General features: G+C 44.7%; 11 protein-coding genes. 6 read left to right on the top strand and 5 right to left on the bottom strand.

Annotation, left to right across the window (positions count from 1 at the left end):
• The first annotated feature begins 2 nt into the window (after window positions 1-2).
• The gene (oppF, locus tag U0021_RS07755) at window positions 3-986 is read left to right on the top strand and encodes a murein tripeptide/oligopeptide ABC transporter ATP binding protein OppF (RefSeq protein WP_114800320.1); all 984 of its coding nucleotides are present in this window, start codon (window positions 3-5) and stop codon (window positions 984-986) included.
• 86 nt (window positions 987-1072) lie between these two features.
• On the opposite strand, the gene U0021_RS07750 is transcribed toward oppF, so the two are convergent.
• The 3 genes from U0021_RS07750 to U0021_RS07740 all read right to left on the bottom strand — a co-directional run bounded on the left by U0021_RS07750 (window position 1073) and on the right by U0021_RS07740 (window position 7306).
• Window positions 1073-2560, bottom strand: a complete 1488-nt coding sequence (locus U0021_RS07750; RefSeq protein WP_114800321.1) for a porin family protein — start codon at window positions 2558-2560, stop codon at window positions 1073-1075.
• A gap of 65 nt (window positions 2561-2625) precedes the next feature.
• A complete protein-coding gene (locus tag U0021_RS07745) occupies window positions 2626-5469 on the bottom strand; it encodes a lactoferrin/transferrin family TonB-dependent receptor (RefSeq protein ID WP_327037441.1) in 2844 nt (947 codons plus the stop codon).
• Window positions 5470-5485: 16 nt separating this feature from the next.
• Complete coding sequence (locus tag U0021_RS07740; protein ID WP_114800323.1) at window positions 5486-7306, bottom strand: transferrin-binding protein-like solute binding protein; 1821 nt, start codon at window positions 7304-7306, stop codon at window positions 5486-5488.
• 311 nt (window positions 7307-7617) lie between these two features.
• Here U0021_RS07740 and U0021_RS07735 point away from each other — a divergent pair, with 311 nt between their 5' ends.
• The 5 genes from U0021_RS07735 to U0021_RS07715 all read left to right on the top strand — a co-directional run bounded on the left by U0021_RS07735 (window position 7618) and on the right by U0021_RS07715 (window position 11015).
• Complete coding sequence (locus tag U0021_RS07735; RefSeq protein WP_114800324.1) at window positions 7618-7959, top strand: sulfurtransferase TusA family protein; 342 nt, start codon at window positions 7618-7620, stop codon at window positions 7957-7959.
• A gap of 425 nt (window positions 7960-8384) precedes the next feature.
• A complete protein-coding gene (rpoH, locus tag U0021_RS07730) occupies window positions 8385-9239 on the top strand; it encodes an RNA polymerase sigma factor RpoH (RefSeq protein ID WP_205276515.1) in 855 nt (284 codons plus the stop codon).
• 70 nt (window positions 9240-9309) lie between these two features.
• On the top strand, window positions 9310-9693 hold the full coding sequence (locus U0021_RS07725; protein WP_114800326.1) for a DUF423 domain-containing protein: 384 nt from the start codon (window positions 9310-9312) through the stop codon (window positions 9691-9693).
• A 24-nt stretch (window positions 9694-9717) separates the two neighbouring features.
• Window positions 9718-9918 (top strand): sulfur carrier protein ThiS, encoded by a 201-nt coding sequence (gene thiS, locus U0021_RS07720; protein ID WP_114800327.1) that lies wholly within the window; start codon window positions 9718-9720, stop codon window positions 9916-9918.
• 242 nt (window positions 9919-10160) lie between these two features.
• The gene (locus tag U0021_RS07715; protein ID WP_114800340.1) at window positions 10161-11015 is read left to right on the top strand and encodes a carbon-nitrogen hydrolase family protein; all 855 of its coding nucleotides are present in this window, start codon (window positions 10161-10163) and stop codon (window positions 11013-11015) included.
• Between the two features lie 39 nt (window positions 11016-11054).
• On the opposite strand, the gene U0021_RS07710 is transcribed toward U0021_RS07715, so the two are convergent.
• Entirely contained in the window at window positions 11055-11729 is a 675-nt protein-coding gene (locus tag U0021_RS07710) for a heme exporter protein CcmB (protein ID WP_049236386.1), read from the bottom strand.
• Window positions 11726-12379, bottom strand: coding sequence for a heme ABC exporter ATP-binding protein CcmA (ccmA, locus tag U0021_RS07705; protein WP_227538687.1), 654 nt, complete (start codon window positions 12377-12379; stop codon window positions 11726-11728). Before ccmA ends, U0021_RS07710 begins: the two co-directional genes overlap by 4 nt.
• Window positions 12380-12543 lie beyond the last annotated feature (164 nt).

Raw genomic sequence — 12543 nt, 5'->3', positions numbered from 1 at the left:
GCATGAGTACCCCATTATTACAAGTTCGCGATGTACAAACGCATTTTAATATCCATAAAAAAGGCGCGTTTTTTTGGCAAAAGCCTGCCACGCTTAAAGCAGTCAGCGGCGTGTCATTTGATCTGAATGCTGGCGAGACCTTGGGTATCGTGGGCGAGTCAGGCTGCGGAAAATCTACTTTGGCGCGCACGATCATTGGACTTGTCAAAGCCAAATCAGGCAGCATACGCTTTAATGGAGAAGAGCTGGTTGGCATCTCTGAAAATGCTTGGAAAACCAAACGCCAAGAAATTCAGATGATCTTCCAAGATCCGCTGGCTTCTTTGAACCCCAGAATGACCGTCGGCGACATCATCGCTGAGCCACTGCGCACACACCACCCCGAGCTCAAAAAAGACGAAGTTCAGGCACGCGTGCGTGAGATGATGTCCAAAGTCGGTTTATTACCCAACTTAATTAACCGCTATCCGCATGAGTTTTCGGGCGGTCAATGTCAGCGTATCGGGATTGCACGCGCACTGATACTACGCCCTAAGCTGATCATCTGTGATGAGCCTGTATCAGCGCTTGATGTCTCCATCCAAGCCCAAGTCATCAACTTACTCCAAGAAGTCCAAAAAGAGATGGGGCTTGCGCTGATTTTCATTGCGCATGATCTTTCGGTCGTCAAACACATCTCCGACAGAGTGCTTGTCATGTACTTAGGTCACGCTGTTGAGCTAGGGACTGATCAAGCTGTGTATGATAAACCCACCCATCCATACACCCAAGCTTTGATGAGCGCGGTGCCACTGCCTGATCCAGAAGCCGAACGCAATAAAGAAATTCAGCTGCTGCCAGGTGATCTGCCAAGCCCCATCAATCCGCCCTCAGGATGTGTGTTTCGTACGCGTTGCCCAAAAGCCACCGACGCATGCGCACAGACCGAACCTGTGCTAAGCGGACGTGATGATCATCAAGTCGCCTGCTTATACGCTGAAGTTTGATTCCATCGCCTCGAGATGCTAATTTCGAGGCGATTTTTGATGACCGGTCGGCTGCTTTAAGTGCCATTTGCAGTCAGCATAGTTTGCTAAAACCGCTTATTTACCTGTATAAAAATATGGTTTTTATCATAATTATACAGCGCAATATTACTACTCACTTTTTGGTGCTGCCAAGTAAGCCGAGGGGTCATTCCAAAGAGCTGTATTTTGCGATGCTCAAACGATGCTGATAAGCTTTTTTCTTGATTGTGCTGAATTTTACCAAAAAATCCTGCACCGCGATATGATTTTTTACCAAAAGATGCCGATGCTGTCACCACCCAATCGTCCCAAGATTGACTGATGCCCGTCTTGATCTGCCGCTTAATGAATGAGTCTTCGATATCTTGGGTATCTGTCCGATGATACTCGCCCCCCAAAAACCAATAACGCTTAGCATTAGGCGTATGCACAAATGTAATGCCTGTTTGGCGCGCTAAGCCATCCAGATGAGGGCGAGTGTGATATGTTTGTGAGGCAATTTGAGTGTGTAAATTACCTTGCCATTTTGGGGTTAACCAATAGTTGGTGTTCAAAGACAGACCTTTGGAGGTTGAGAATTTAGATAATTGACCACGCTCATCGCCATCAGCGTAATGGCTTTGTTCAATAAACGGCAAAGCCGATAATTCAAGGCGTGCATTATGGTATCCCAGCCCCGCCGATGTCGTCACTGTCAGTTCATTGTAGCGTTTATTGTCCCAATAATATTTGGCATTAGTGCCAGCCTGCGTTTTAGCATACCATCCGTTTTTGAGCGACCAATGTTTACTTGCCCCCGCCCAAAGCCCCACACCTGTTGCAGATTGTTTTTGGGGCGCTGTCCATCCACCACCCAAATCATGGTTGTCAGGCGCATTATTAATATTTTTATCTTGTAAAAAGTTTGCGCCACCATAAGTTTGCCACTGATGATAGTGATGGATTGCTTGCAGATGGGCTTTAACGACTTCGGCGGCATGACTTGGCAGATCCAAAGCAAGTAATTGATTAAAGTACCGCTCAGCTTCTTTGAACTGCTTATCATTAAACAGCATAATTGCTAACTGAAAATACAAAGCGGGTATGTGGCGATCATCACGACTTGCGCGCTCATAATACTCGATGGCGCGCTGATACTGACCTTGATACTCTGCAATCATCCCAGTCGCCCAATGGACAATCATCATATCTTGATTGTCCATAGGTTGATTTTGATATATCGGCAATAAAAACATCACATCTTGAACATTGTGATTCAATAACGCTGCAAGCAGTCCTCGAAAAACCAGCTGAGGATATGCTCCTAATTCTTGTTCGTTCGTCAAAAAGATCGTTTGATTGCCTGTTGATTCATCATTTAAGCTAAAAGATTTGGGCGTATTGATCGCCTCTGGTATATTCATGACACCTGTATCTAAGGACTGTATGCGCCTGTCATCTTGCTCGGTGATGAGTTTTTGATCGGCGGCGTTTTGTTGAGCGTGCGCAGCCGTTGTCATCATAGCGATCAAAATCTTAACTACGGTAGCAGCGTATGGTTTGGTAATCTGCATAAATATTCCTACATAATAAAAAGCGCCAGCTGTTCTCTGGCACTTTGTATCAATATTCACTAAACTTAAAACTTCATTTCAAGCGCAACATTAAAATTACGACCTGGTGCTGCATATCGAGCCACATGATTACTAGTCTCTGGATTGACGGCATTAACTGAAGACTGGCGAATCGCCTCCCAAGTACTGTATTTTCTATTAAGTAAATTATAGATTCCAGCACGTACCGTAAAATTATCATTCAAATTCCAAAATCCAGTCAGATCATAAGTATACCAATGTTTGCTGGCAAATTTTGTCGCCGCGACATGGTTTTTGTAGCCGCCTTTTTGCCGACCCAAAAGCTCTTCGGTATCTTTTGACTCCGAATAAGTAGCCATCAGATTAATGCCCCATTTGTCATCAGGGTCGTCATAACCCACACCAGCCACATATCGGGCAGGTTGCAGCGTGTCTAATAGCGGCGTAGACGTAAAGACAAAACCTTCTTTTGCATTGGCATTTTTTACTTTTATTTTGTTGTAAGCAAATGTGCTGTATAAGCCATCTGGTAATCTATTCCAAACGCTATACCAATCAATCTTGCCCAAAACATTAATGCCTTTTAAATCAATGTCATGCACATTATGGTAGCCATCGTCAGTGGCTGGCTGGCTAAGATCAGGTCGGCGTGATGCCGCCACAATCAAATCTTTATATTTATTTGTAAAATGGCTAATCTCTAAATAGCCCAATTCTGACATAAGCCCAATGCCAAACTCTCGATTGGTAGCCTTTTCTGGCTTTAAATTAGACACATATTGCTGTTCATGACTGATAGGATTACTTGGGTCAAATGAACCTCGTCTGCCAAACAGCTCATAAAATGCCGGAACTCGAAACGCATTAGAATAGCGATAAGATAACGCAATATTATCCGTTGGATTAACGGTCAAACCTGCATTATAAGACCAATTACTGAATTTACCAGTGCCCGTGTATTTGTCATCGGATTTAAATGTATGATGATCATAGCGCGCACCTAAGCCAAGTTTTAGGTATTTATTCATCTCAATATGATCTCGCAAGGCAATAAATTGATTTTGCCCTGTGATGGTTCTGGTGCCACACTGCGCCAAACCAATACCTTTTGCTTGACAGTAATTGGTCGCGACCACTTGGGTAGGGAGCCTTTCATAAATATCAGGATCCTCATAAGTGCCATTACCACCCAAAGATTTCCATTCGCCATTGGCTGTGATGCCCAAATAATCGCCACGATACAGATTGGACTTAAAATCATCAACCCCTGCCAAGAAATTAAGCTCATGCGCCATATTTGCAAATTTTAGGCGTTTGTCAGCCGTCAGCTGCCACACATTGTGTATCTCTTCGTATTGATTGCGATGAGAGTAATAAGACGACCAAGGCTTATCCGCGCTCGGCAAACAGTCCTTATCAAAATTAGGATAGTCAGAACATCTATGTTCATGCAAAAATGTATCTAAAGAAATATCCTGTCGATCAAAGCTCAATGATAAGTTATCCATCACTCCTTGTTTATCAGAGTTTTTGTAGCGATAAGTTACTCCATAACGAGATTTATCATGGTTCTCATCATAATACACACCGTGGGTATACATTGCCGTACGCCTAAAAGGCAAGATATCTAGCACAACGCCTTCGTGGATATTATCTTTTGTATATAACCCTCTTGCTACAGAGCCACGACCATGGTTGTCTTTAAGCTCCTTTAGGCTTAGATAAGCAGGCTTAGTTTTATCTTGAACATCATATTCTTGTTTGGTTCGCTCAATAACAGCACCTAGATAATGCTTGTCATCGATGTGATATCCACCTTTAAAAAATAGCGATTCTGACTCATAATCCATTGGGTTGGGCAAAGCTCGATTTTCGCCTGTATACTGCTCACTACCCACCTGCTCTACGATATGTCCCATGCTGTCATAGATAGCTTGCTCCTTAGGCGTATAAGGCGGCTCGCTGCGAGGCGTATGGCGTGTATTAATCTCTTGGGTCATCTCAGCCTTTGGTTTTGGCGTGCAATTTGTCAAAGTTGGACATTCTTCTTTTAGCACAAACCATCCCGCAGATTTTAGTATTTCTGCCTCACCAGCACTATTCCAAGGTGCAGGTCTTAGCTCATACGGTGTGGCAAATGCGCCCACGCGAGTGATGGACTGTGGGATATCTTTGACATCTTTATGTGCTTCGATTTCATTGCCTTTACGGTGAGTAAATTGTAACAAACCTTCAAAACTACCCACTCTACCAGCAACACCGACCGTATTAAGGTGCTGATTATTTTTGCTGCTATAAGCCGTTTTGGCATTGATACCCCAATTCTGACCTTCTTTGATAATATCTTTGGACTCTTTGGTTCGAAAGCTCACCGCACCGCCCAAAGCACCGCTACCAAATTCAGCAGAAGCAGAACCTTTACTAAGCTCAATTGAGCGAACATTTTCATACTCAATTTCATTGATGGCGCCACCATTGGCATCTGAATGTTCAGTGATATACGACTGCGCTTGAACCAAGCCATCTACTTGCAAGCCGACACGATTTTTATCCACACCTCGAATGGAATATCCACTGGTCGCACCCCTGCCTTGCTCCACCACCGAAATACCTGGGTCATATCGCGTCAAATCTCGCATGCCCATGATTTGCTCTTCATCAATATCTTTGGCATGCTTGACAATTTTACCCAATCCCGTAATTTCTGTGCTTTTACGCCCTAATCGACTGAAGTTTTCAACAGTTACCGCCTCCAAAACTACTGTTGGCTCCTCAGACTGATTGGTTTCATCACTTTGCTGGGCGTAGGCCGCTGTACTGCTTAGTAGCGCTGTCATCACCGCAAGATAGATGGTGTTCACTTTAAAATTGATTGATTGTTGTTTCATGATCATGCCTTTGTATTTATTGACTTGCCACTTGTTTTCTTGCCCCAAAAACGCCCTGAACCTTATCTTGGCTGTCAGCGTCGCTCATAAAATGGCCGCCAAGCTCAATGGCGTTTGGTCCATAAAAACCGCCCAAAACACGTCCAGATACATGAGCCGAATCACCTGTCACCCTGTCTAATACGATGCCGGTAGGGCTGCTGTTAAATTTGGCGTCAAAGCCATTACCACGGATCACACCCTCTTTGATCATGATGGCTGGCGAAGCGCCATTTTCTTGAAATAAAGACCCCGTCAAAGCTTTACTATCAAAATCTACTTCAAATTTGGCTCGGCTGCCTGCCGCTCCTTGACTGGGGCTGATTGCGCCCACTTTTTGACCTTGGGTTAAGATATTTGCCTCCCAAGTGCCCGCATACTCAAACTTACCTGAGTTTGTCATTTGTGCCAACGGCGTACGCTCTCCAGTCAAAAATAAATAGCTATTTTGTTTATCACCTTGTTGTTCAAGATAATAATTACCAAATTTCAGATAATCCAAATTCTGGCAGCAAACATTAATGTTTAAAGTTTTGTCATCACCTAAGTGGTATTTTTTATATACCATAAACTGCTGGGCATCTTCATCAGACAATAATGAAAAAGATCGCCCATTGATCACCAGTTTATTAGCATTACCAAAGGTGTCTAGATTTGATTGTAAGAAATCTTTCATATCCATTTGAACGGCATCGTACATTGGGGTTGCCTCAGCGATATTATCAAAACTACCTTCATTAAATTGACGTGCGCCAAATACGCCAAACAGCGAATTATCATCAGTCAAAAATTTACCCGCCAATTCTTCGGCATTACTCCCAAAAAATCCCCCTTCTAACGTGCTTGAGCTTGCCCCAAAATAAGGGTCGTCTGCATTAACTGCCGTAGCACTGCCTCTAAAGCGGTTGCCATGCAGCTTGGCATCAATGGTATATCTGTCTTGGGTTTTGGTCGCTTGAGCAGCTTGATCGTATTTATTATATTTCAAGGCACCTGTCAGGGATTTCTTATCAAAATCCACGATAAACTCACTGCTATGACTATGCGGCTGACTGCCATCTTGATGCTTGCCTGCTTGACGCAATTTAGCATCGTTTACCACCGATTCATGATAAGACAAGGCGCTATGGCGCTGACCTGGATATGTTCTGACTTCTGAAGTAAATTCAGAAGAGGGTTCACGAGATTTGACTGCGTTCGTCGCATAATCCCAATCACCTTTATAAGTAATTACTTGACCTATTGGCAAGGCCGTGGCAGGGTTTTTTCCCAAGTAAAATACACTGCCATTAATACCACGGTAAACTTGATTTTCTGCAAAATTGAACTTGCCTTTGGTTTCTAAGTCTGCAATCCACCCTGATTTCACAAATTTTAGATAATCACGATTGCGGCTGGCAAAAAATCCGTTACCATCATCATGCGTACCAGAAATGGTGGCGGCGCTACGTCTGGGGCTGGCATTTAATTCCTTGATTTGACGCTCGGTCAGTTGATCAAGCTCATCATGAATGGCAACGATGCTCTCAGCATCAAAAGACAGCTCATAATCACCTTGACTTGAATGAGTGTTAGGCTCAAGCAAAGACACTTCCACCCCCAATGAAGGCTCAAACATCACATCAATCTGCTCTTGAGTGCGCGGCTCTCTGGGGGCATCTTGCAATTTCGGTCGATCGTTTTTTATATTAGCAGGCGGTTCAACAGCCGCCAAATCAAATCCACCTTTATTGGCGGCACATGCTGTCAAAAGCAGCGCCCCAGCAACCATTAAGCCATATTTTGATAGCTCTTTCACGAAGACTCTCCCATATTTACTCAATACATAAATAACAAGAAAAATTACAGATAAGAATTTAAATATAAATAATAACAATTATCATTTTAATAAATTTTGTAAAAAGCGTCAATAATTTTACTGATGAAAAATAAATTAGAAACATTAAGACATTTTCATACAAAGCAGATAGTATCGAGACGCATGTGACCAACCATTGCATCTAATCTAGTGTCTTATAAAGTCACTTTTTGGAATAAGGACAGAATCCATCCTTGTAAAATCTGCCGCTACCCCCATGTTTATATCACTTTTATTCGGTGGCACAGATTATGACTCACATTTTTGACACACTCACAGCAGCAGAAAGACCCACTTTCAAAGATCATTTAACCGACAAACTACACGAACTAAACCTCCCCTCAGACACAGTAGAGGCATTTTATGATGCTCGAAATCTGCCTTGTCCAATGCCCTTATTAAAAGCTAAAGTCACGCTGCGTCAAGTCGCTGACAACCAAGCGCTGTATCTGATCGCCACCGACCCAAACTCCCAAAAAGACTTGGTGGCTTATTGCACCAAAAACGCCCTTATTGTACACACATGGCACAGTCTTGATGTGATCAGTGATGCGCCTGTTTATCACTTTATCATCATCAAGCCTACAAACTAAGATCAAACTGCATTGATAAAAGATCCACCTAAAGAAAATCAAGGTTAGTCAAATTTTACAGATTGTAAAATTTATGTGATTCAAAGATTAGAGACTAGCTAATTTTTAGAAAATTGCCTACAATAGCACTAAGATTTTGAGAATAATACAGGGACAAAATGGCACCCAAACGCACCCAAGATAACGATAATGATTATGATCAGGACTATGACGGCTATGATGATGCGTATGATGATGAGCTTGATGAGGATTTGATCGAAGCGCTTGATGGCTTTCATGAGGTTGATGATGAAGAATACGCCGAAGTCATCGAAGACATGGATGATTATGGCGATATCGATGCACCCAAAGATGCTACCACCCCTAAGACTCAACGCACGCCATCTGATACAGATACTATCGCCACGCGTGATTTGGTGCCTGCCATGCCGACACATTTGGCGGCGCCTGGGGTGAATTTGGGCGCGTACATCAATACTGTGCACCAGATTCCTATTTTGACGCCTGAAGAAGAGCGCGCCTTGGCGGAGCGTTATTATAATGATGGCGACGTTGAAGCAGCTCGACTGCTTGTGATGAGCCACTTAAGATTTGTCATTCATATTGCACGCAGTTATTCAGGATATGGCTTATCCCAAGCTGATCTGATCCAAGAAGGCAATCTTGGCTTAATGAAAGCCGTCAAGCGCTTTGATCCTAATAAAGGGGTGCGCTTGGTCAGCTTTGCGGTGCATTGGATTAAAGCTGAGATTCATGAATTTGTGATCAAAAATTGGCGCATCGTTAAGGTTGCCACGACCAAAGCGCATCGTAAATTGTTTTTTAATTTACGCAGTCTAAAAAAATCCTCTAATCAGCTGACCTTAGATGAAGCAACCGCCATCGCCAATGACCTAAATGTGACCGTCAAGCAAGTTTTGGAGATGGAATCACGCTTGACCAGTTATGATGCCTCTTTTGAGGCGCAAGATTCGGATGATGACGAAGGACGCTATGCTCCGCAGCTGTTTTTGGAGGATGCTGTCAATCCTGCCGATGTCGTGGAGGAGGCAGATTGGGAGGAAAATACCACCACGGCACTCAAAGACGCGATGGAGAGTTTGGATGAGCGCTCTCGTGATATCATCACGCAGCGTTGGCTCGCTGACCAAAAATCCACCTTGCATGAACTTGCGGCAACTTATAATATTTCTGCCGAACGCGTCCGTCAAATCGAAAAAAACGCCATGAATAAAATCAAAGAAGCCATCACCCTTGATCGTATGATCATTGATGAATAAAAGGCTTGATTTGGCTGATTTATTTTGACTAATTTGTTGTATTTTAATTATCATCATATAGAAGACTGTTATGACTCCTAAGATCAATTGGCTTTCGGTGGCTGCGCTTAATCTTGCCTTAGGCGTCGGCTTAGGGGCATTTGGGGCGCATGGGCTAAAGCGCATCGCGGATGAGTATGCGTTGCAGATTTGGCAAACTGCAACGCTATATTTATTCATTCATGCTTTAGGGTTATTAGTCATTGGGGTTTTACATCATATCGGACGCTATCGCTCCGCTTTGGCAGCGTTATTATTACAGGTAGGGATTGTGATATTTTCAGGCACGCTGTATGCCATGGCGCTTGGTGCACCTCGTTGGCTTGGTGCGATCACGCCCATCGGCGGAACTTTATTAATTATCGGTTGGCTAGTATTTGCCCTGCAAATCGCCAAAAACACTCGCTCTATTTAAGTCAATTTAATCAAAATTTAGACCATGAAACAAGTCACTTTAAACGGACAACCGACCGAATCGGATCATTCAACGGTATTTGAGCTACTTGATGCCCAAGGCTTGACCCAAGGGCGCTTTGCGGTAGAAATCGACGGGGTGCTCGTGCCAAAATCGCGCTTAACTGCCACAGAGCTAAAGGACGGCATGAGTATCGAAGTCGTGCAAGCCGTTGGCGGTGGCTGATACACCTGATAGAGAATAAGCCCAGTCTAAGCAACTTTTAAATGCACCAAAAAATACCCAATGATGATCAAATGCCTGTTAGAGATCGTCATTGGGTATGTTTTTAATATCGCACAGCTTGCCTAATTTTGCAAGCAGTTTTGTTGTAATCTTGTATTAATGTGCCTGATGCCGCCTTGACAATTCAAACAAATATCGATAAGTTAATAAATAAAAATCATCTGAAAAATCAAGGGGATGTCATGACCATTCGCATTGCCAGTATTCAGCTAAATAGCCAAACCGACATTGATGCCAATCTAAGCACGATCAATGATGCCGTCAGCGAAGCCGCCCATCATGGTGCTAAGTTCATCACATTACCCGAAAATGCTTGCGTCATGGGTCGGCAGACTGAGCTTGCTGATCGCTTTGATGAAGTTTGCCAGTTTTATCAATCGCTAGCCAAGACGCACGGCGTGCATCTGTTGGCAGGCACTTTGCCTTGCCCGACTCGTCCTGATGGCAGCGATGTGCGTGACGATCTTGTCAGACAAGTCAGCCTGCTGATCGATGATCAAGGTCATATCAAGGCACGCTATGATAAAATTCATCTGTTTCGAGCGACCGTTGATGACAGCACAGGCAGCTATGATGAAGGTAAAACGTTTGAGCATGGCGTCAAGTTGGTGTGTGAGCCATGCGTCATTGATGGGAAGGTAGTGAATGTTGGCATGATGATTTGTTTTGATGTCAGATTCCCTGCTCTTGCTCAGAGACTAAGGCAAATGGGGGCGGATATTATTACTGTGCCAGCGGCTTTTACGCATCGCACAGGCGAGGCGCACTGGCAGATGCTCCTGCAGGCGCGCGCTTTAGACAGCCAGTGTCTGATCGTCGGCTCAGCCCAAGGCGGCACCCATCAGATCGGCAGTCGCACACGCGAGACTTGGGGTCACTCTATGATTGTGGATGCGCATGGGCAAATCATGGCAGACAGTGGCAGCACTGATGTCGCAGACAGCGGATATTGTATTGTTTATGCCGATTATGATGCCGATCACCAAGCCAAAATCCGCGCCGGCATGCCGATTTTTGATTGTCATCGCTTGGCGTAGTACACCTGCTAGCAGCTCACTTTAGGATGCTTTGGTGGGTTAGTCCGCCCATGCCATTTTGAGCACCGAGGCGACCACCCATGGCGTCACCAACACCGTGATGATACTGCCTGCCGCCAATAATGCCAATGTCGGCAAGCCATTTAACCCTGTGGCATATAAATCCACTGCACCAGTAGCAAATATCAGCACAGGCAGCTGCATGGGTAGCGCAATCAATGGCACAAGGACTGCGCCATTTTTAAGTGTCAAAGTCAAACTACTGGCGATGGCAGATAAGCCAAGCAAAATCGGAGAACCCACAAGGATCGAAACCATCAAGATACCCGCTTCGCCAAACGGCATCTCAAACAGCACAATCACCAATAAGGATAAGACTGCCACCACGCCTGCACTAAAGAGCCAATGCACCAAAAGCCGCGCCAAAACCCAAATGGTCAAGGGTGCTTTGGCGACCACCATCTGTGCTAAGGTGCCATTATCAAATTCACTGCGGAATAAATCATCCACGCCAATCACCAAGGCAAGCAAGGCAGCAATCCACACCGCCGACGGTGCCAATCTGAGCAAAAGCTGTGGCTCATTACCAATCGCCAAGGGAAATAGCGTAATGATCAATAAAAACAGCACCAAAGGATACAGCCACTGAACTGCGCCTTGTCGTTTGATTTGCCACTCGCGGGCGATCATGGTCAAAAAAGGATGAGTCATCATAACGCAAATTCCGCCAAATTCAGCTGTCGATTTGCAGCTTTTGTCGTCTGATGACTGGTCATCAGCACCGTCCCGCCCGCCTTTGCAAATGCCAAAATACGCGCCTCAAGCCCCTGAACCATGGCAGTATCCAGTGCCGTCAGCGGCTCATCAAGCAGCCAAAATGGCGCCTCATTTGGTGTCAAGACAAATAAGCGAGCCAATCCCACTCGGCGCATCTGACCTGCCGACAGCTGAACGCTTGAGACATCTTGCAGCCCCTCAAGCCCCACTTGCCATAGCGCCTCATCAATCAGGTCATCATCTGCATCCACACCATATAATGACAGCAAAAAACGCAAATTTTGTGCTACGGTCAGCGCCGTACTGATGCCAAGCTGATGCGAGACATATACCATGCTGCCAGTACATACACAAGTGCCATTAACAATAGGTAATAGCCCTGCTATCTGAGACATGAGCGTCGTTTTACCCAAGCCATTTTCGCCGATCAGATGGCACACATCGCCCGCACCTAAGGTCAGTTGCACCCCTTGGCACAGCACAAAATCACCGCGCTGCACATCCAGTGCCTCAATCCTAAGGATTGGCTTATGATCAGTCTGATAAGGTAAAGTCGCTGTGGTCATGGTATGGTCAGGGTTAATCATGAAAAAATGCGATCCGCTGAATGTCGCTGCATAAGGCTAAACCTAAATTTTACCATAACCACACCAAATAAAGCTATGCCAAGCCGATACGATCGCCCACTATTAAGTAGCACCGTTCCCACCGACTCATAAATACACACAAGCGCACTGTAAATTTATGGTAC

Source organism: Moraxella canis (assembly GCF_034424565.1).
GTDB lineage: Bacteria > Pseudomonadota > Gammaproteobacteria > Pseudomonadales > Moraxellaceae > Moraxella > Moraxella canis.
The sequence above is the reverse complement of the archived record's forward strand: the minus strand, read 5'-3'. Positions and strand labels throughout refer to the sequence as shown.